Below are 20,064 nucleotides of genomic sequence, written 5' to 3'. Positions count from 1 at the left end.
CTCAGCGCTGTCCCGCCGGAAGAGCGAAGGTCACGTACTTGTTGGAGCCGGGCTCCGACAAGCCGAGGCCGTTGGCGAAGTGACCGACGCCGCCCACCGGAATGGTGATGTATTGACGTCCACCCACTTCATAGACCGCAGGCACGCCCTCGGTCGCGGCATCGAGCTTGTATTCCCACAAGATGTTGCCGGTCGCCGCGTCACGGGCGCGGAACGTGCGGTCGGTCGCAGTACCGACGAACAGCAAGCCGCTCGCCGTCGCCACCGGGCCACCGCGCGGAGCCTGGGCGCCAACGCCTTCGACACCCTGCTGCTCGAGCGTGGTGACTTCGCCGTTGGGCACGCGCCACATGATGTTGCCGGTATTCATGTCATAGGCGGTCAGGAACGAGAACGGCGGCTTGATCGCGACCATCCCGTTGCTCTGCAGCAGGAAGTTGACCGGCGAAGTCCACGGATAGTTATCCGGTCCCGCGTTCGGCATCTTTTCCTTGGCCCGCGCCACGGCATCGGCATTGGGCAACTCGTTGAGCTTGATCAGCACCGGAATCTCGCGGCTGACCACGAAGAAGCGCTGGTTGACCGGGTCGCCGGCGGTGTTGCCCCAGTTGGTGCCGCCATTGTGGCCGGGCATCGAGATCGTGCCCCGTGCGCTCGGCGGAGTGAACAGGCCCTCGTTGCGGCTTTCGCGCAGCAACTGCTTGAGCTTTTCCTTGTCCGCGTCGGGCAGCAGCGGGTTGATGTCAGCCTCGGTGAAGCTCTGTCGCGCGAAGGGCTGCGGCCAGGTCGGGAAGGGCTGCGTCGGCGAAGCGACTTCACCCGGCACGTCGGAAGCCGGAACCGGACGCTCCTCGATCGGCCACACGGGCTCGCCCGTGCGGCGGTCGAACACGAAGATGAAGCCCTGCTTGGACGCTGCCACCACGACCGGAATCTTCTTCCCGTCCTTGGTGATGGTCATGAGCTTCGGCGCGTTGGGCATGTCGAAGTCCCAGAGGTCGTGGTGAACCGTCTGGAAATGCCAGATGCGCTTGCCGGTACGGGCGTCGAGCGCCACCAGCGAGTTGGCGAACAGGTTGTTGCCCGGGCGGTTGCCGCCGTAGAAGTCGTAGCGGGCCGTACCGGTCGGGATGTAGATGATCCCCAGTTCGGGATCGAGAGTGCTCTCCGACCAGTTATGGACGCCGCCGAACTTCTCGCGGTCCTTCTCCGGCCAGGTGTCCGACCCGAATTCACCGACGCGGGGGACGACATTGAATGTCCACTTCAGCGCGCCTGTGCGCACGTCGTAGGCCTGGATGTCGGCCGGCGACGACGGATAATCGTAAGCCCCCGCGGGCAGCGAGATGATGATGGTGTCTTCGAAGATGCGGCCCGGATTGTTGGTCATCAACGGACGGCCTGGGACGACCGACCCTTCCGGCAGGGCCTGGCGCAGGTCGACGCTGAAGTTGTCGATGTACTTGCCGGTGCGGGCATCGATCGCGCGCAGCAGGCCGTCGTTGAGCGCGATCAGGCGGCGCTCCTTGCCGTCCTTGCTCTGCCAGTAGTTGATGCCGCGGGCGCTGAAGCGGCCGGTGGTCTCGCTCTTCCAGATTTCCTTGCCGGTGGCGGGATCGAGCGCGGCGATCTTCCCGTCCGACGCGAGGACGTACATCATCCCGTTGGCAACGATCGGGTTGAACTGCGGCGGCTGTCCGTCACCAGCCTCGTAGGTCCAGGCGACCTGCAGCTGATTGACGTTGTCCTTGTCGATCTGGGTCAGCGAGGAATACTGCGAGGAGTCCGAACCGCCGAGGTAAGCATCCCATCCGGCGTAGTCGAAGTCAGCTTTTGGCAACGCCGTCGGCGACTGGGCCTGCGCGGAAGCCGCGGTAGCTGCCAGGGGCAGGGCCGAAATCAGCACTAACGAGCGCGCAACGCCGCCAAGGACCTTGCGGCGATACGATGCCGCGCGCGAAGAATTTCTCACACCCACTCCCCTATCTTATTCCGAGGGACCACTCGGCCAGGCCGGAACGCCTAGCCGAGATTCCGCCCGGACAACAAGGGCGGAAAATGTCGCAAATTGACTAAATCCGTTCTGACCGAAGTCTGAACGATCATTTGGGCGGCGTAAGCTCGCGCTTTCTCGGGATGCCCATCTCGAACAAGGTCGATTCGGTGATCGGCCCGGCCGCCTTCAGCGACAAGGTGACGTCGCTCATCGTGCGGTTCTGCCAATACCATCCGTGCAAGCCGCTGAACTGCGATACGTAGCGGCCGTGCATCTGATCAAGGGTGCCGAGGCTGTAGGTCTCGGTCAGCTTGTCGCCACCGTCGAACGGGTGCGAGTGCATGTCGTAATAGAGGGGGCCCGTAGCGGTCCAGGTGAAGTCGAGCGCGGCGCCCTTGTCGAGCGTGTACTTGAGCTCGATCGATTCGTAGGGCCGCAGCGTGATCTCCCAGCTATCGGTCCAGTCGGTGCGCTGCGGGGGTTGTTCGGCCAGGGCGAGGACGCCCACACGCTTTGCCCCGCGGATCTGCTCTTCGTTCATCGCCGGCTCTGACAACTTGGTCAGGCCCAGCGCCTTGCCGGCGCCAGTCGGGTCGATGCCGTATTCGGCAGGCAGCACGAACACCACCAGCGCGACGGCGGCTACCGCGACAGCGGCGAGGGAGCCTACGACGAGCTTCTTGCGCGAGGGCGGAACGGCAGTGGGTGCAGTGTCGGTCATGAAGTAAAATACCCCGTAAGTTGGTAGCCCATCAGGACAAAGCCCCCGGTCATGAGGGCAAGGTTGGCATAAAAGGCGCTCGGCGCAAACGAGCGGGTGCCCCGCCACAGATTGAGCAGCGTGACGACGACGGCGAGGACCAGGACCTGGCCGATTTCGACGCCGATGTTGAAGGAGATCAGGTTTATCAGGAGCCCATCCTCCGACAGCCCAAGATCGCGAACCTTGGTCGCGAGGCCCAGGCCGTGGAACAGGCCGAAAACGAACACCGCCAGCTTCGTGTTGATGGCCAGGCCGAGCTTCTTGAACCCACCCAGGTTCTCAAACGCCTTGTAGACGACCGAGAAGCCGATGATCGCGTCGACGATGTACGAGTTGGCGCCGGTGTTAAGCAGCACACCGCCGAGCAGAGTCAGCGAGTGGCCGATGGTGAACATCGTCACGTAGATGACCACGTCACGCAGACGATAGAGGAAGAACACGACCCCGATCAGGAACAGCACGTGGTCGATCCCGGTGACCATGTGCTTGGCGCCGAGATAGAGGAACAGGAACGGCGCCGGCCCCTCGATCTGCTGCACGGTGGCGCGGTCGGCCTGCGAGATGTCGTGAGCGTAAGCCGCTGCGGCGTTGGCGAGGAGGAACAGCACGAAGAGCAGGGCGAGGATGACTTGTGGCCGCGCCAGCCATCCGCTTATCCGACGTGACGCCACTCGCAGGATCATAGTCTCAATCCGAATTTCGGGCCGACGGAGATCATCGCAAGATAGAGCGCGATCGTCAGCGCACACCCCGCACCAAGGGCTGTCCAGAACGACGTGCCTTGCCGCAGCATAAAGGGTATGAGCAGGAACATCGGCAGCGAAGGCAGCACGAACCAAAAAGTCGCCTCCGCGTGAGCGGCCATACGCACCGGATCATGCGTGTCGCGCCACAGCCAGATCATGGCCAGCACCGAGACGAGCGGAAGCGAAACGATGAGCGCCCCCACACCGGGCCAACGCCGTGCCACCTCCGAGGCGACGGCGATGACCACGCCCGACAGGGCGGCCTTAATCAAGAGGTAGAGCAAGCCCGGAAGACCCTAGGCTGCGTCGTCGCCAGGCCGTTCCTCGGTGCCCGCACCGGTCGCAGGCGGGTACATCTGGTGGCAGGCGCTGCAGACGCTGTAGATCGTGCCGCCGACTTCGAAGACCTTGTCGGTGTTACGCTCGGCCGCGGCCTGTTCCGCCAGCTTCGACACTTCGATCAGGGAATCCGAGAACTGGATCCAGTCCTGCCCGCGCCCTTCCGAAAAGCCGGGAGTCTTGAGCTGCTCGCCCAGCTTGCCGAGCTTGACTGCGGCGTCCTGGACGGCCTTCCATTCCGCGTCGGTCTTGGGGAAGACATCGTGATCGCCAGTTTCATCACTGATGAACTGAACCGCGTTCCAGTAGATCTCGGCAGTCGGCTGGACTTCCTTGGCCATCAACTGCTGCGCTGTCATCTCGGGCGCTTGAGCGGCCTGATTGCATCCTCCGAGCAGAAGCGTAGCGCCGGTCGCCGCGATTACGGCTTTGTTCATCCCCATTCCTTTCTACTTCTCGCGGGGCTTCCTATACCATGCCAAGGCGGGCGTCACGCTTGACTGTGTAACGTCAAATTGACAATGTCCGAAACGTAGTTGCGTAAATGCGCGGTAAAGCTTGCATCACGTAGCACTTGATTGACTTTGGTCCCGTTGTTGCGGAACGGGCCGCCAAACCAAACGGGAAAGGTTCACCATGTATCGATTCGCGATTCCAGCCGGCAAGATGGGACGCCTCGGCCTGGTCGCATTGGCCGTCGTCGCCATTCCGGCCGCGAGCGCCTTCGCGTCTGCCGAGGATCCGACCGCCAAGCTCTCGGCCGAGCAGGTCGAGAAAGGCCGTCAGATGTTCTCCGACAATGGTTGCAATTCCTGCCACACCCTGGCCGACGCCAAAGCCGCCGGCTCAGTCGGCCCGTCGTTCGACGGCAACGCCAACATCGACAAGGCTCACGTGGTAGACATGGTGACGAACGGCCAGGGCGCCATGCCGAGCTTCAGCTGGCTTGACCCTGCCGATATAGACCTGCTGGCATCGTACATCGTGCAGGCGAAGAAATAAGAATTTCGGGTCGCAATCCGAATCGGAAAAGGGGGCGTTTTACCGCCCCCTTTTTTGTGTCTTGTCGACGCGCGATATCTTCGAGGTCAGGGCGAGACATCCGCCGAAAAGCCCCGCCGCTCCCAATCCAAGCCCGACAGTGAGACCAACCGGGCCAGTCGCAGATGCCGAGAGGACCATCCAGATCACGCCCCCGACAATTCCGACACTGGACAGAACGTAGTCGAAAATCCCGGCGGACGACGTTCCAGATCGCCGGGCCTCCTCCAATTTGTTGATGTCGGGTTCTCGCACCCCATCGACACGGGTGGTGCTGGATTGGCCTCGCATAGTCCCTCCTCTCCTCGATTTTGCTTTGAGGAGAGGAAAGGATCATGCATGCAAGTTACTGAAAATACGTGATTATCCTGATTAAGGTTCGAGCCTACTTGGTCGCCCGCGCCTGCTGGGCGGTGCGGCTGTTGGGGCCGACTTGGGCGAAGTAGTTGGTCACGCCGTCCGGATCGTTGAGCCAAACCGTCACGAGGTCGAAACCTGCGAGTTTATTGAGCGGGGTCTCGACCGCAATCCCGCCGCGATGCTTGGCCTTGGCGTCGACCATCGGCGTATCCCGCACCACGTACTGAATGCCCGCGCTGCCGTTGTCCTGCGGCAGGTTGTCACCGGCGTGGTAAAGCAGGAGCGTCGTTTCCTTGTGGCGATAAGGGTAGAGCGTGGTGCCGATGAGCGTCGCCTCGACCGGGGGAAGTTCGTCCAGGCCGACGAATTCGCGATAGAACGCGCGGCTCTTGTCGAGGTCGGAAACACTGATGCCGACACCGACGCCGTCGTTCGAGCCGTCCTTCGCACCGGGCCGGACCAGGATCACGATCGGAAAGCCGCCCGGATCTGTGACCTGCGCCTGGAAAGCTCCGTCGGGGCGCTTCACGAACTCGGGCTTTGCGAAGCCGGCCGCGGCGAAGCGCTGTTCGACCACGGCCTTGTCCGGGTAGCTCAACAGAAAGAAGCGAATGCCGGTCCCACCGGTGATGCCGCCGCTGAGGTCGTACTTGCGGTTGCCTTGCTGGCCCGCCGAGAGCTTGATCTGGCCCGAGCCTACTCCGGTCAGGAGCATTTGCTGCGTCGAGGTCAACTGGATCGGGCTGAGCGACCGCAGCGCCAGGGCCTCGGTGTAGAACTTGACCATCTCGGCGGTCTTCTCGCGCGGGTAGCGCCGGAACACGTTCATCGAATCTTGCGCGAACAAGTCGCGTGTCGAGCTCGAGAGCTGCTCCGGCGTGAGTTCGCCCGGCTTGTAGGCGAGGTCGGTGGCCGCACTCATCTGTGCGCCTTCGGGCGTGGTGATGGTCTGCGCCGCCGCGGGCAGGGCAGCCGCGAGGGCAGCTGTGCCCAGCAGGGTGGTGATCATGCGTCCCATTCGAACTCTCCCAAGCTTATTCCGACAGCGCAAAGGCGATCACGGATTCGTTATTGAGCGGCTTGCCGTCAGGCCCGCGCGGGGCAGGGCCACCGAGGCCCGAGCCGGCCGCGATCACCGCAACATACTGTTTTCCGTCCTTGCCGCGATAGGTGATCGGAACGGTCATCGGCGCATAGTCGAGTTGCTTCTCCCACATGATGCTGCCGTTGCGGGCATCGAAGGCGCGGAAGTAACGGTCGCCGGTGGCGCCGATGAAGACGAGGCCGCCTGCGGTGACGATCGGTCCACCAAACGTGTTGTTGGAGCCCGTGTCACGCTTCTTTTCGGGAAGCTCCTCGGTCACACCGAGGCGTGAGGACCAGGCGATTTCCCCGGTGTTGGCGTTGACCGCAACCAGCTTGCCCCATGGCGGACGGATGCACGGCAGGCTCGGGCCGATCGGCTTCTTGTCGGCATCGTAACCTTGCAGCGGTGCGGCGAACGAAGAGTAGGCGCCCGGGCCGACCAGGCTGCCGCGATCATAGAGCTGGTTCGAGTCTGTGGTGCCGCGGCCATAGTCGCCCTTGGGATCGCGCTTCTCGATCCAGCCGATGCTGCCGCTCTCGCTGACATTGACGAACACGAGGCCCTTGGTCGGGTCGGCGGCGCTGCCCCCCCAGTTGGAGCCACCGTTGTGCGGCAGGTTGATCGAGGCCTTCGGTGCGTCACCCGGGTTATGCATGAAGAACGGGGTGAAGGAGCCCTGGTTGAAGAATGTCCCGCCATAGGAATCGAGCAAGGCACGGCAGGCGGCGGCGTGTTCGGGGGTCGTGTCATTGCCCGTCACGATGTCCTCGGGCGTCCACACCCCGCGGTTGAGTTGTTCGGGCTTTACAGGGAACGGCTGGGTCGGGCTGTACCATTCACCGGGGACGTCGGCTGAGGCGACCCGGCGTTCCTCCACGCCGTGGATCGGCTCGCCGGTCTCGCGGTTGAGGATGTACATCAGGCCCGGCTTGCCGGTTAGGGCGAGGGCGGGGATGCGCTTGCCGTCCTTGGTCACGTCGACCATTACCGGCGGGGCGGGGAGGTCCCAGTCCCACAAGTCGTGGTGGATCGTCTGGAAGTGCCACTTGTACTTGCCGGTCTGCGCATCGACCGCCACCAGCGAGTTGCCGAACAGGTTGTTGCCCGGCCGATCCCCGCCGTAATAGTTGGGCGAGGGGCTGCCGATCGTCATGTAGATCGTGTCGGTGTCGGGATCGGCGGTGGTGTACCAGATCCACATGTTGGTGCCTGAACGTTCCTTCCAGCCATCGTCGAGCCAGCTGTCGTGCCCGACTTCGCCCGGCTGGGGCACGGTGTTGAATTCCCACAGCTTCTTGCCGGTGCGCGCGTCATAGGCGCGGCTGTTGCCGCTCGGGCCGCGGGGCATTTCGGCGGTGCTGGCGCCGATCACCATGACGTTCTTGTAGATCGTCGGCGGGTAGCCGTAGGGCGTGCCTTCGATGGTGATAGAGCCCTCGGTGCCGAAGCTGGCGTCGACCGCTCCGGTCGCGGCATCGAGCGCGGTGATCTTGGTCCCGTCGTTGTAGAAGATGCGTGGCTTGAGCGTCCCATCGCCGGGCCACCAGGTGACACCACGGCGGACCAGCCCGCTGACCTTGTGCCGCCAGACTTCCTTACCCGTGTGCGCCTCAAGCGCCACCACGCCGTTGCCGATAGTGAGGTACATCACCCCATCGATGACGATCGGCACGGCGCCGCCGAGAAGCCCGGCCCCGCCTTCGGGCCGCATGCGGAACGACCAGGCCTGATCGAGCTCATCGACATTACCGGTATTGATCTGGTCGAGCGGCGAATAGCGCGTGCCGCCCAAGTCGCGCGCGTAACGTGGCCAATCGGCCGGGTCGACCTTGACCGCATCCGACTGGGCGTGGGCAGCGGACACCATGAGGGTCGCGCCCAGCAACAGGGCCATCGTCTTGCGCATCGAATGTCGTCTCCCAAGCCTCTCGTTATGGGGAAGACCTACCCAATCCTCCCCGTCGAAGCAATTGGTTCAGTTCTGAATAGTTGAGAAGCTAACTATTTTCCTTCGGCGGCCGCCTGCAACTTCGCTTGGGTAAGCACATAGGCGCGGATCGCCTCTGCCTGCTCTGGCTTGAGCCACGGCTTGAAACTGATCATGCCGTTGTCGGACAGAGCTCCGTCCATCACCACCGTCCGCCAGGCGTCGGCACTGGTGGCGATCTGCGAGCGCAGCAGATCGGGGTTCACCGGCCCGTTGTGGCAGATCGTGCAGAAGCCGAAATACTGGGCCTCGCCTTCGGCCAGCTGGGCCGCGGTGAAGGTCTCGCTGCTGGTGACGAAGGGCGCTTGCTCCACCGGCGGCAGTTTGGCGAGCTTGCCTTTGCCGCCGATCTTGAACGCCAGCAGCACGCCGTTGGGCGGCGGGCGACGCATCCATTCGCTCGCGGTGGCCATTCCCATCGAGCCGCCGTAACCTGCGAGCACGGCGACGTATTGCTCGCCTCCTGCGCGGAAGCTCACTGGGCCTGCCATGATCCCCCGCTGGGAATCGAACGACCACAGCTCCTTGCCGGTATCGGCAGCTCGGGCGCGGAAGATGCCGTAGGGATCACCCTGGAACAGCAGATTACCGGCGGTGGCGAGCGTGCCGCCATTCCACGGCCAGGGCTGCTCAATGGTCCAGCGCGCCTTCTGCGCCACGGGATCCCAGGCCACCAGCATACCCTTGTTCGTCGCTGCGAGTGCCGCCCGACGCTCAAGGGCTGTCGCGCCGGGCACGGAACCCTCGGGCGGGGCGAGGAAGCTGACGCCGGTATTCCAGCGTCCGATGTGCCGGGTATAGTTCACGTCGTCTCCATAGGAGAGCGGCACGTGCATTGCCGGGATATAGACTAGCCCGGTCTTGGGCGAATAGCTCATCGGCATCCAAGCATGCGCGCCGATGCCGCTCGGGTATGTCAGGTGAGGCGCATCGGCGAAGCGGGCCTCAGGCCGCTCGACCGGGCGTCCGGTCACGAGGTCTATCCGCTCAGCCCAGTTCTGCGGCGCATAAGCCTCGGCGCTGATCAGCTTACCGTTCGACCGATCGAGGACGTAGAAAAACCCGTTCTTCGGCGCCTGCATCGCGACCTTGCGGACCTTGCCGTCGATGGTGAGGTCGGCGAGGGTGATCTGCTGGGTGGCGGTGAAGTCCCAAGTCTCGGCGGGATTGACCTGATAGTGCCATTTGTAGGCGCCCGTGTCGGGATCGAGCGCCAGGATCGAGCTGAGGAACAGGTTGTCACCCTTACCGTCGCTGCGGGCGCGGTAGTTCCACGGGCTGCCGTTGCCGACGCCGATGATCAACTGGTTGAATTCGGGATCGTAGACGATCGAATCCCACACGGTTCCGCCGCCGCCCATCTCCCACCATTTGCCGTACCAGGTCTTACCGGCGAATTTGGCGAAGGCGGCGTCCGAGGCTGCACCGTCGGGGCCGTCCGCCGGGTTGCCGGGCACGGTGTAGAAGCGCCAGACGAGCTTGCCGGTCTTAGCGTCGTAAGCTGAGATGTAACCGCGCACGCCCAGTTCGGCGCCGCTGTTGCCGATCAGGACCTTCCCGCGCACCACGCGCGGCGCGCCAGTGATGGTGTAGGGCTTGCTCTGGTCGACCGTGACGATGTCCCACAACTCGCCACCAGTCTTGGCGTCAAGCGCAACCAAGCGGCCGTCGATAGTGCCGACGAAGACCTTGCCTTCCCACACCGCAACGCCGCGGTTGACCACGTCACAACAGGCGTGGGCCCCTTTGGCGCCGATGGGCTGCGGGTCGTACTGCCACAGCACTTTGCCGTTCGTCGCATCGACGGCCATGACCTTCGACCAGGCGGTGGAGATGTACATCACGCCATCGACCACCACCGGCGTCGCTTCCTGCCCGCGGTTCGTGTCGAGTTCGACCGCCCAGGCGAGGCTCAGGTCCTTGACGTTGCCGTCATTGATGTCCTCGAGCGGGCTGTAGCGCTGTTCCGAATACGTGCGGCCGTGGCTGAGCCAGTCATCGCCGTTGTCTTCGGCCGCGAGCAGACGCGTCTCGGTGACATTGCCGGCCTCAGGCTCTGACTTGCTGCAGGCGCTGACCAGCAACGCGGCGGTGGCGGCCAGCGCCAGCGGCGCCAGTCGGTTCAAGATTCGCTCTCCCATCAAATGGATGGTGGCACGCTTCAGGGCGTCTAGGAAAGCGAAGAATTACCGATTTGGCGGATACTCAGGGCCGCGAGACGTCGACCGGAGGCGCAAGTGTTGGCGGTCGCGCAGCATCGCTGTCGAGCCGCTTCACGAGTTCTTCGAGCGCGCGCTGAGGCACCCGGATCGAGCCGTCGCGCGGACGGTCGATGTCCATGATCAGCACCAGCATGATCACGAACAGGATGAGCAGGATCGTCGAGGCGTGGCGCTTGGTGCCTTTAGTGTCGCGCAGCAGATAGCCGAGCATGCCGGCGGTGATGAGCAGGGAAAGGATCATCACATCGAGGATCCGGGAAGGCACGTGCGCACGGCCTGCCGCCTCGCGCCGAACACCTACGTTGAGCGCATCGTTGATAGCTTCGACCAGCGAGGACGCCTGATCGGTCTGACGGAAAGGAAACACGGCGGTGCGCGTTTCATCCCAGAGGCGTTGGCGGAGCACCGTGTCCTTGCGGAGTTCAGCCTCGACCTGGTCATCCATCACGCCGTCCGGTGCGACACGGGTATGCGCGTATTCGCGTAAGGTCCCTTGAAGCTTGGTGCGATCGGGGTCGTCGAGCAGACTGGCTCGCTGGTAGGCAGTGTCGATCGCAGTGGCCTCTTCCGCGACCATGGTGCGCCGCGTATCGAAACGGTCGAGGGCAATCGAGAACGTGAAGCCGACAGTAAAGGCCAGCAGGCCCAGGATCGCGCCGACGATGTGCGACACGGCCTCGTTATCTTCATCCTTCGCCGACTTACCCGCCACGCGCCTGTAAAGCAGCGAGCCTGCTTCACGCGCCAAGATACAGGCAAGCACCAGGATGATCCCGGCGAGCCAGAGTGGGGCGCGAAACAGCAGGATGTCGATCATGAATGCCCCGTCGTGACGAGGGGGAAATCTATCGGTCGAGGGGAAGGCGGAGAACATCGGGATAAACCCGCAAGTGGAGCTAGATCCTCCGCGTCGGCTTCGCCGACAAGGAGGATATCAGACTGGCCGTTGATCCGCCCCGATCGGGATTACGATATCAGCTCGCTCCGGCATCTCGGACAGCGTCCAACGGGTGAGGCGTTCGTAGTGCATGAGGAAGCGATCGAGCGCCGCCTCGTCCATGACTGCTTTCCCCACGGGATTGCTCGCCGCGAGCTTCTGCTCTTGCAGCAGTCGGTTGGCGCGGACGGCTTCGAACCCAGCAACCCTGAGCATGATAAGCAGGTCGATCCGTCCGAACAGCTCGGCATAGTCGGTGGCGAGGCGGCGGTTGACTTCGCGCCGCCAGGCTCCCTCGGAGTCTTCCTCTGCTTCGAGCCGGTTGACGGGCTCACGCAAGGCCGCGGCAGGTTGGGGTACAGTGCCTACACACCAGCCTTCGAACAAGATCACGTCGACAGGAGGATCGATGAGCACGCCTCCCGGGGCGCGATCGTCTATGGCCTTGTTGAAGATGGGCAGGGTAACCGGACGCCGCGACGCGATACCGTCGAAGAGCCTTTCGCCCAAGGCAACGTCGTGAGTGCCCGGTACGCCTCGCGTTGCGAACAGCGGATGCTCGTCACGCGCCAGGTCCTTCCGCTCAGCATGCGTGAGGTAGAGGTCGTCGAGCGAGAGAGTAACCGCGCGCAGGCCGCGTTCCTCCAGCAGGACTTGGAGGAAGCGGCACAGTGTCGTCTTGCCCGAGCCTTGGGCGCCGTTGATACCGACCAGTAGCGGCCGTTTCGTCTGGTTGGCGATGCAGTCGGCCAGCAGGCGCCAGCTATTTTCCACCACCTCGCGGTAATCGCCTGGCAGGCCTTCCGCCGCTATCAGCGCGTCGATGGCCTCTCTCATGCCACCCGGTCGGGCAGCGGCTCGCCTTTCGCGAAAGCTTCGACGTTGGCCAGCGCCTTCATGCCCATCGCGATGCGCGTCTCTGCGTTGGCGCTACCGAGGTGCGGCAGGAGCACGACGTTCTCAAGCCCGAGCAGCGCCGCTGGTACCTCCGGTTCGTGCGGATAGACGTCGAGCCCGGCACCGGCGATGCGGTGATTGTCGAGCGCGTCGGCCAGCGCGTCATGATCGACGATGCCGCCGCGCGCGGTGTTGATGAGGTAGCTGGTCGGCTTCATCGCGGCGAGCGCTTTGGCGTCGATCAGGTTGGTCGTTTCCGCGCCGCCAGGCACGTGGAGCGAAACGAAGTCCGAAGCACCGAGCAGGGCGTGGAGGTCGGGAAAGAATTCCGCCTCCAGCTCGCGCGCGATCTCCGGCTCGCACTCGCGGCGGCCGTAGTAGGCCACGCGCATGCCGAAGCCGTGCTTGGCCCGCCGTGCGGTGGCCACGGCGATACGACCCATGCCGACGAGGCCGAGAACCTTGCCCTTGAGCGCGCTGCCGATGAGGTGGGTTGGTCGCCAGCCGCTCCAGCGCCCGTCGCGAAGCTCGCGCTCGCCTTCGCCCGCGCGCCTTGCCGCCATCAGGAGCAGCGTGAGCGCGATGTCGGCGGTCGCATCGGTCAACACGCCGGGCGTGTTGGTGACGGCGATCCCTTCGGCCTTGGCCGCCGCGAGGTCGATGTGGTCGAAGCCGACGCCGTAGTTGGCGATCAGCCTCACCCGGCAGCCGTTGTCGAACACGGCCGCGTCGATCTTGTCGGAGACGGTCGGGCAGAGGACGTCGAACTCGTTCATCGCCCGAGCGAGTTCAGCCTGGCTGAGCGGACGGTCCGGGCCGTTGAGTACGACCTCGAACCGTTCCTGCAGGGCGCGTTCGACTTCCTCCGGCCAGCGCCGGGTGACCAGAACCCGCATCAGGCCTTGGCCATGCCTTCGGTGATGCGCTGAGTTTCGGCCTTGGTCGATTCCGGGCCGGTATTGCGCTTGTGGATGCCGCCCTGGCCCTGGGGCATGAACAGCGGCGGATCCTGGGGGCGCTGCTTCAGACCGAACAGTGGGAACAGGCCCGGATGACGGCCGAGGCCGCCGTAGAGATCGAGGCAGCGCTCGATCCACGGGCGCAGCGGGTCGTCTTCCGCCAGCACCGGGCTGTTCTGGCACACCGAGGCGGTGAACAGGATCGAGCCCATGATGCGATAGTCGGCATAGTTGGGGGACTCGCCGCCGAGCCAGTCGGCTTCGCGCAACGCGATGCGCAGCGGTTCGAGCGCGGCGGAGATCGCGGGCAGGCGGTCTTCGTAGCCCTGCTGCATGTCCTCGAGCGTCTTGCCGAGCATCTTCTCGCGCGAATGGGTGATGTATTCGTGATCCTCCGGGTTGGAGAGATCGCGGTAGCTCACACAGTTGCAGCGCATCCAGGGCCCCGTCGCCACTTGCCAGAACCACGCGTCGAGCGCGCGGGTCACGATCGCGACGCTCGGATGCGGAATGAGCATCGGCCGATCGGGGTAGGTCGCGTCAAGGTATTCGACGATGCCCCAGCTATCGAGCACCCACTTGCCGTCATCGACGATCGCCGGAAGGCGCTCGGTCACGCCGCCGGTGCGTTCGGGGATCTTGGTGAACCCGCCCGGAACCACGTCGAGATCGAAACCCTTGTGCTTGAGGGCGTACTTCGTCGCCCAAACGAACGGGCTGATCGTCGCGCCCGTCGACAGGGCGAGATCGTAGAAAGTGATAGTGTTGTTCTGTGCCATTTGGGGGGCGACTCTCCGGTTTGTGTTTGAGCGTCGTGCTATGGGGTGCGCGGCCAAAAAGAAAGGGGCTGAACTCCTCCCGAGCCCGCTCGACGCCTGTGAGACTTAACCTTCCGCCAGCTTTGCCTCTTCGAGCTTCACCAGGCGCCAGAGAGTTTCCATCACGGGCGCTTCGACGCCGGCCGCTTTCGCTGCCTCGACGATCGCGCCGTTGATCGCGTCGACTTCGGTGCGGCGCCCGGCCTTCACATCCTGCAGCATCGAAGCCTCGTGGTCGGCATGGTCGGTCATCGAAACTTCGGTGAGATCGTGGATCGGCTGGGCGGGAACCGGGACTCCGCTTGCGTTGGCCACCAGCACGCCTTCGTCCACCGCCCGGGTGATCATGGCGCGGCTCTCCGGGTGGGCGCCGAGGAAGCCCGGGGTGCGGCGGGTGAGCGCGCAGAGGGGGTTCATGGTCGCGTTGAAAATCGCCTTGGACCAGATGGCGACGTGGATCTCGGGCTCCAACACGGCAGCGAGCCCGCCCTTGGTGAGCAAATCGGCCACGTGCCCAGCGAAGACGATATCGCCCCCGAACGCCGGATAGAGCTTCGATCCGCCTTCGCCATGGCTGCGCACCTTGCCGGGGCCCACCAGATCGGAAGGAAGGGAGCTGGCGCCAACCATCACACGCTCGGGCGAGGCATGCGCGGCCAGCCGCTTGTCGTTGCCCAGACCGTTCTGCAGGCTAAGCAGTGCTGTCTCGGGTCCGATAGCGGCGGCGATGCCAGAGAGGGCGGCGTCGGTATGGAAAGTCTTGGTGAAGACCACGACGAGGTCCACCGCGCCAGCGACCTGTTCTGGAAGTTTCGCCGGGATCGGTAGCAATTCGAAACCGGCGCGCGTGTCCAGCTCCAGCCCGCGAGCGTTGATAGCATCAACATGCGCGCGATTCACATCGACCAGGGTAACTTCGCAACCTGCGCGATGGAACGCTGCGCCGTAAAGGCAGCCCATCGCACCGGCGCCTAGGATCAGGACCTTCATTGCGCGGCATCCTCCAACAGTTGCGGGCCGAGCAGCATCGTAAGCTTCACGTCGATGCCGTGGCCCTTGGCGCGGTGTTCCGCAATCACTTCCGCGATCCTGGAGAGAGGGACGCGGTGGACCACGATCTCCTCGTGCTCGGTGCCGCCCCCATCGTGGACTTGCGACAGGCCGGTGGCCTTGAGCAGCGTGAAACTCTCCTGCACCATTCCGGGCGAGGAGTAGAATTCACCCAGAGTCTCCCACTGAGCGGCCTGGTAGCCGGTCTCTTCCTCCAGTTCTCGGCGGGCGCTGGTGAGATCGTCCTCGTTTTCATCTTCGTCGCCGATCAGGCCGGCTGGCAGTTCCAGGCAGAACTTGCCGATGGCCACGCGATACTGTTCGACCAGGATCACCTCGCCGGCATCGACCGCGAGGATCACCGCGGCGCGGACCCCACGAGTGCGAGTGGCGTATTCCCAGCGACCGCGGCGCTTCGCGGCGATCCAGTTACCGGTCCATTCGACCTGTTCGGGGGCGAGGGCGTCAGGGGGGAGTTGGCGTTCGGTCACGCCAACCGCCTACAATTCGATCAGGCGATCTGGCAACTCGTTGATGTCGTCATCGGCACGCGGGAAGTGTTCGGCCAGGATCACGCCGACCTTGCCGATCGCGGCAATCATCCCGTCCGCACAGCGGCCGTCCTTGATGTGCTCGAGCATCGCCGCCATCGCATCGCCCCAGGTTTCGGGGGGGACTTTGCTGGCGATGGCTTCGTCGGCGATGATGTCCGCCCGGTGCTCGCGCATCGAGAGGTAGATCAGGATGCCGGTGCGGCCATGCGTCCGCCGTTCGGCGCCGACCTTGAACAGATCGACCGCGCGGGAAAGAGCGCGTCGGGTCTTCACGACGCCGGGGATCAAGGCGAAGCGTAGCGGCGGCCACTGCAGGAGCAGCCAGGTCGCCATGAATTTGACCATCGCACCGGTGGCCGCGAGGCCGAGGATCTCGCTGCGGGTCCACTCGTGGTTCCAACCGCCGCTGACCCTCTCGATCAGCCCTAAGTAGAAGTCGGGGAACAGCGCGTAGGCGATGAGAGCGGTGAAGGCGACGAGCGCCGACCAGGCGAGTGCGATGTCGCTGTAGCCATCCGAACTGTCGGCCACGACGGTTACGATTTCGCCGGCGGTATGCGCCTCTGCCGCCGCAACCGCAGCGCTGACGCGGGTCTGGTCTTCAGCCGAAATCCAGACGGTCATTTACCAGCCCCCGCTCGCGCCGCCGCCGTTGAAGCCACCGCCGCCTCCACCGAAGCCGCCAAATCCGCCCCCACCACCGCCGAAGCCTCCGCCACCGCCTCCACCCCAGCCGCCACCGGAACCGCGGCCGCTGTTCATGGCGGCATTGATGGCCGTCCACATGAGGACGTTGCCGACAGCGCTGGCGGTATCTCCGCCGCGACCGTGATAACGGCGACCTCGCGTGCGGCGACCGAACACCACTGCAAAGAACACAAGCATCGCGATCCAGAAGACCACGCCGGCGATCGCAGGCGCCGCTGCTTTCGACATTCGATCCTGTCGGGCCTTTTCGGCCTCCTCGATTGCCTTGGCCTGGGCTGGATCCATGTCGAGCTGCTGAACGATAGCATCAACGCCGGAAACGATGCCGCCCGAAAGATCGCCCGCCTTGAAGCGCGGCGTCACCACGTCGCGGATGATGCGACCGGACATGATGTCGGTCATCCGCTCTTGCACGCCGCGGGCGGTGTGGATGCGCATGCGGCGCTCATTGGGAGCCACAAGGAACAGGACCCCATTCTCGCTTTCCGCGCCGCCGATGTCCCAGCTTTCGGCGAGGGCCTGGGCGAAGGGCTCTATCTCCTGACCATCCAGCGAAGGAACGGTCGCGACGATGACCGCGCGCCCCGTCGTTTCGTTATAGGCACGCAGCTTGGCATCGAGCGCCGCCTTGTCTGCGGGCGAGATGATGTTCGCGCCGTCGTAGACCGGCCCCTCGGGGCGCGGCGGGAGGTTTGGCTGCGCCGCTGCTGGCGCGCCCGCAAGGGCGGCCAGCAGGGCCAACCAGATCAGCAGTAAGCGTGTCATCGACGCGGCCTAGTTGGCCGCAGCCGCGGGTTGTTCTTGGGCGGGAGCGTTGTCGTTCGCTGGGGCCGCCGCCGGTGCACCACCGATGTTGTCGAGGTTTACGGTCGGAGCGGTTTGGGCAGACTCGTTCGCCTGGAAGGGTACCATCGGCTTTGCGCCATGGATGACCCGGGCGCCGATGATCGACGGGAAGGTGCGGATCTCGGTATTATAGGCCTGTACCGCCTCGTTATACCGAGTGCGGGCCGTGTCGATCCGATTCTCCGTTCCTTCGAGCGCGGTCATCAGGTCGGCAAAGCGCGCCTGGCTCTGCAGCTGCGGATAGTTCTCGACCACGGTGCGCAACTGACCGAGCGCCTGGGTGAGCTGGTTCTGCGCGTCCTGGAATTTCTGGAATTCCGCCGGGTTCGACAGATCGTCCGTGGTGATGTTGATCGAGGTGGCGCGAGCGCGGGCGTCGGTCACCTCGGTGAGGATTTGGGATTCCGACGCGGCTGCACCGCGTACCGAGGCGACGAGGTTGGGCACCAGGTCGGCTCGGCGCTGGTAAGCGCTCTGCACGTCTGCCCACTTGGCCTTGGCGTTTTCCTCCGCAGCCGGCACCGAGTTGATGCCGCAAGCGGCCAGGGAAAGCGCCGCCATCGCGACGAAAGCGTAACGGAGCGAGGCAATCACGGACATGTCAGAGCATCCTTCGTCAACGGACCGATCATCGGCCAACTGTGTTAGTTAGATAGCACAGGGGAGGGGGCATTCAAGAAGCATGGTTGCCCCGTCGGTCATCCGATGCCAATTTGCAATTCAGAACAGTAACGTGAGGTGGGGTCTATGTTTCAGGAATTCAAGGCTTTTATCGCTCGAGGCAACGTCCTCGATCTGGCCGTGGCCGTGATCATCGGCGGGGCCTTCGGAGCGATCGTCACTTCGCTGACCGGCGACCTGATCATGCCCGTGATCGGGGCGATCCTTGGTGGCGCGGACTTCTCGAACCACTTCGTCCTGCTGAGCGTGCCCGCTGGCTACACCGGTTCCTTGTCCGACTATGCCGCGCTCAAGGAAGCTGGCGCGGCGATGATCGGATACGGGGCCTTCATTACCGCGGTGATCAATTTTCTGATTCTGGCGTTCGTGATCTTCCTGCTCGTCCGTACCGCGAACAAGCTGATTGCGAAGAAAGAGGAGGCTCCTGCCGGTCCGAGCGAGATCGATCTGCTCACCGAGATCAGGGATGAGTTGAAGAAGCGCAGCTGAAAGTTCCCCTCCCGCCCGCGGGAGGGGCCAGGAGTGGGGTAGTGCGGAGGGGGTGCGTCACGCACCCACCACCAACCCCTCCCACAAGCGGGAGGGGAGATACACTTCACATTAAGCCAGTGATCTCTATATAGGACCTCGCCGGTTTCGACCGGCTATGGCGATAAACTGCAGTGTGCAATAGGCACAGCGGACCCGGGGGCAGTACCCGGCGGCTCCACCAAAATCCTCGGGAAACCGGGGGCTCTGACGGGGCCGAACCAGGATCGACGTGTGTTGAAAAGCATTGTTTTTGCCCGGGCTGAGTAACCCGTAAAAGGCTCAAAACACACAAGTGCCAACGACAACGAAGCACTTGCTCTCGCCGCGTAACCTGACGGCCTAACGGCCTGATCTTACAAAGCGTTGAGCACGGTTCGGACCGAACCGGGTAACAGAATCGGAAACCGGGGGCCCGGGGGTGCCTAGCAACAGAAACCCCCACCCACACAATTCGCGTCAAAGATTGCGCGTTACGTCGCGGGGGAATTGACGCTGCCCCACTGTTGCCATCATCTTGCGCAAATCAGAGCCGTCGTACCTAGGCCGCCAGAGCCGGGACGAGGCTATTTTACGGGATCGCAAATGCAATTGAGCCGCCGCTTCTTCATGGGCGCCGCCATTGCCGCGACCGCTGGGGTCTCAACGGGTGGAGCCTTTGCCGAACCCTCGAGTACACCGACTGAGCCTGCCGTTGCTTTTGCTGAGCCACGCCAGACCTATCGGCCACCCCTTCTGGAAGAGGCCTTGGCTGCGCTTGACGCCCACTCGGGTTACATCCTCGACCGGAGCCGCATCGGCCTGGTCGACTTCTCCGCGCCTTCGAGCGAGCCGCGTTTTCACCTGGTCGATGTTGCCAGCGGGCAGACCATCGTCAGCTGGCTGGTCGCCCACGGAAACGGGTCCGATCCGACCGCGACGGGGATGCTGCAGTACTTCTCGAACGTGCCCGGCTCCAACGCCAGTTCGCGCGGTGCGTACGTCACCTCAACCTCATATTACGGCAAGCACGGCCGCTCGCAGCGGCTGATCGGGCTCGATGCCAGCAACAACATGGCATACGAGCGCGCGATCGTGCTGCACGGGGCGTCCTATGTCGATCCCAACATGATCCCTGCCCGGGGCCGCATCGGTCGCAGTCAAGGCTGCTTCGCTGTGGAACCGCGAGAGATCGCAACGGTGATGGAGCAGCTCGGGGCAGGGCGCTTGCTCTATGCCGGCCGGCCCGGCGAAATGGGTCTGGCCTAGACTTCCTGGTTTTCCTTCGCTGCCCGCTCATAGCGCAGGCAGTCGAGGATCTTGGCCCCGGCGATAAACACCGCTCCGGTGGTGGCCAGGAACAGTAATTTGCCGCCGAAGCCGGGAAACTGGTCAAGGTAGTGCGCGCCGCGCGTGGTCGCTCCGAGCGCCAGGGCGTAGATGATCAGGAAGGCCTCAAAGCGCGTCTTGATCGTGAACAATCGGGAGACCTTGCGCAGCATGGCTCGACATTCCATCGTTAACACCGAAAGCAGGAATGATCGTGCTTGCGGCGCGGTTCCAGCA

At 63.9% G+C, this 20,064-nt stretch carries 21 protein-coding genes and 1 other RNA gene; 4 read left to right on the top strand and 18 right to left on the bottom strand.

The genetic code is table 11. From position 1 onward, the window contains the following. Position 1: 1 nt before the first annotated feature. The 5 genes from KK137_RS08860 to KK137_RS08840 form a co-directional block, all read right to left on the bottom strand. Positions 2-1,972: a pyrroloquinoline quinone-dependent dehydrogenase gene (locus KK137_RS08860; RefSeq protein ID WP_214535782.1), complete on the bottom strand. Its 1,971-nt coding sequence runs from the start codon at positions 1,970-1,972 to the stop codon at positions 2-4. Between the two features lie 130 nt (positions 1,973-2,102). Further along, on the bottom strand, positions 2,103-2,717 hold the full coding sequence (locus KK137_RS08855; RefSeq protein WP_214535780.1) for a hypothetical protein: 615 nt from the start codon (positions 2,715-2,717) through the stop codon (positions 2,103-2,105). Further along, a complete protein-coding gene (locus KK137_RS08850) occupies positions 2,714-3,430 on the bottom strand; it encodes a HupE/UreJ family protein (RefSeq protein ID WP_338028020.1) in 717 nt (238 codons plus the stop codon). The genes KK137_RS08855 and KK137_RS08850 overlap by 4 nt, the downstream gene beginning before the upstream one ends. 8 nt (positions 3,431-3,438) lie before the next feature. Beyond that, positions 3,439-3,789, bottom strand: coding sequence for a DUF3147 family protein (locus KK137_RS08845; protein WP_214535776.1), 351 nt, complete (start codon positions 3,787-3,789; stop codon positions 3,439-3,441). A 12-nt stretch (positions 3,790-3,801) separates the two neighbouring features. Then, positions 3,802-4,281, bottom strand: a complete 480-nt coding sequence (locus KK137_RS08840; RefSeq protein ID WP_214535774.1) for a hypothetical protein — start codon at positions 4,279-4,281, stop codon at positions 3,802-3,804. Positions 4,282-4,480: 199 nt separating this feature from the next. On the opposite strand from KK137_RS08840, the gene KK137_RS08835 reads away from it, so the two are divergent. Next, on the top strand, positions 4,481-4,846 hold the full coding sequence (locus KK137_RS08835) for a c-type cytochrome (RefSeq protein ID WP_214535771.1): 366 nt from the start codon (positions 4,481-4,483) through the stop codon (positions 4,844-4,846). Positions 4,847-5,270: 424 nt separating this feature from the next. On the opposite strand, the gene KK137_RS08830 is transcribed toward KK137_RS08835, so the two are convergent. From KK137_RS08830 to KK137_RS08775, 12 genes are all read right to left on the bottom strand, one after another. Further along, positions 5,271-6,263 (bottom strand): VOC family protein, encoded by a 993-nt coding sequence (locus KK137_RS08830; protein WP_214535769.1) that lies wholly within the window; start codon positions 6,261-6,263, stop codon positions 5,271-5,273. Between the two features lie 16 nt (positions 6,264-6,279). Further along, positions 6,280-8,238: an outer membrane protein assembly factor BamB family protein gene (locus KK137_RS08825; protein WP_214535768.1), complete on the bottom strand. Its 1,959-nt coding sequence runs from the start codon at positions 8,236-8,238 to the stop codon at positions 6,280-6,282. Between the two features lie 95 nt (positions 8,239-8,333). Continuing rightward, entirely contained in the window at positions 8,334-10,445 is a 2,112-nt protein-coding gene (locus KK137_RS08820) for a PQQ-dependent dehydrogenase, methanol/ethanol family (protein ID WP_250893631.1), read from the bottom strand. Positions 10,446-10,524: 79 nt separating this feature from the next. After that, positions 10,525-11,358, bottom strand: coding sequence for a bestrophin-like domain (locus KK137_RS08815; RefSeq protein WP_214535765.1), 834 nt, complete (start codon positions 11,356-11,358; stop codon positions 10,525-10,527). A gap of 117 nt (positions 11,359-11,475) precedes the next feature. Next, the gene (locus KK137_RS08810; RefSeq protein WP_214535764.1) at positions 11,476-12,315 is read right to left on the bottom strand and encodes a zeta toxin family protein; all 840 of its coding nucleotides are present in this window, start codon (positions 12,313-12,315) and stop codon (positions 11,476-11,478) included. Further along, the gene (locus KK137_RS08805) at positions 12,312-13,271 is read right to left on the bottom strand and encodes a 2-hydroxyacid dehydrogenase (protein WP_214535760.1); all 960 of its coding nucleotides are present in this window, start codon (positions 13,269-13,271) and stop codon (positions 12,312-12,314) included. Before KK137_RS08805 ends, KK137_RS08810 begins: the two co-directional genes overlap by 4 nt. Next, positions 13,271-14,113 (bottom strand): beta-etherase, encoded by an 843-nt coding sequence (locus KK137_RS08800; protein ID WP_214535759.1) that lies wholly within the window; start codon positions 14,111-14,113, stop codon positions 13,271-13,273. The genes KK137_RS08805 and KK137_RS08800 overlap by 1 nt, the downstream gene beginning before the upstream one ends. Before the next feature lie 105 nt (positions 14,114-14,218). Further along, entirely contained in the window at positions 14,219-15,142 is a 924-nt protein-coding gene (locus KK137_RS08795) for a ketopantoate reductase family protein (RefSeq protein ID WP_214535757.1), read from the bottom strand. Beyond that, entirely contained in the window at positions 15,139-15,693 is a 555-nt protein-coding gene (locus tag KK137_RS08790; RefSeq protein ID WP_214535755.1) for an NUDIX hydrolase, read from the bottom strand. The genes KK137_RS08795 and KK137_RS08790 overlap by 4 nt, the downstream gene beginning before the upstream one ends. A gap of 9 nt (positions 15,694-15,702) precedes the next feature. Beyond that, entirely contained in the window at positions 15,703-16,380 is a 678-nt protein-coding gene (locus tag KK137_RS08785; RefSeq protein WP_214535753.1) for a TPM domain-containing protein, read from the bottom strand. Then, complete coding sequence (locus tag KK137_RS08780) at positions 16,381-17,229, bottom strand: TPM domain-containing protein (protein WP_214535745.1); 849 nt, start codon at positions 17,227-17,229, stop codon at positions 16,381-16,383. Positions 17,230-17,238: 9 nt separating this feature from the next. Then, positions 17,239-17,910 (bottom strand): LemA family protein, encoded by a 672-nt coding sequence (locus KK137_RS08775; protein ID WP_214535743.1) that lies wholly within the window; start codon positions 17,908-17,910, stop codon positions 17,239-17,241. A gap of 147 nt (positions 17,911-18,057) precedes the next feature. Between KK137_RS08775 and mscL the strand changes: the two genes are divergently transcribed. The 3 genes from mscL (at position 18,058) to KK137_RS08760 (ending at position 19,767) form a co-directional block, all read left to right on the top strand. After that, a complete protein-coding gene (gene mscL, locus KK137_RS08770) occupies positions 18,058-18,480 on the top strand; it encodes a large conductance mechanosensitive channel protein MscL (RefSeq protein WP_214535741.1) in 423 nt (140 codons plus the stop codon). Between the two features lie 101 nt (positions 18,481-18,581). Continuing rightward, positions 18,582-18,928, top strand: a transfer-messenger RNA (tmRNA) gene (gene ssrA / locus KK137_RS08765). Positions 18,929-19,104: 176 nt separating this feature from the next. Further along, positions 19,105-19,767: a murein L,D-transpeptidase catalytic domain family protein gene (locus KK137_RS08760; protein WP_214535739.1), complete on the top strand. Its 663-nt coding sequence runs from the start codon at positions 19,105-19,107 to the stop codon at positions 19,765-19,767. Here KK137_RS08760 and KK137_RS08755 read toward each other — a convergent pair. Beyond that, positions 19,764-20,000 carry a hypothetical protein gene (locus KK137_RS08755; RefSeq protein WP_214535737.1) on the bottom strand — a complete coding sequence of 79 codons (237 nt, stop codon included), beginning with the start codon at positions 19,998-20,000 and terminating at the stop codon, positions 19,764-19,766. The two genes, KK137_RS08760 and KK137_RS08755, sit on opposite strands and share 4 nt — an antisense overlap. Positions 20,001-20,064 lie beyond the last annotated feature (64 nt).

Origin of the sequence: Croceibacterium selenioxidans, from assembly GCF_018599195.1 — a bacterium.
Classification (GTDB): domain Bacteria; phylum Pseudomonadota; class Alphaproteobacteria; order Sphingomonadales; family Sphingomonadaceae; genus Croceibacterium_A; species Croceibacterium_A selenioxidans.
Note: the sequence above shows the minus strand (reverse complement) of the source record. Positions and strands in the feature narration are given on the sequence as shown.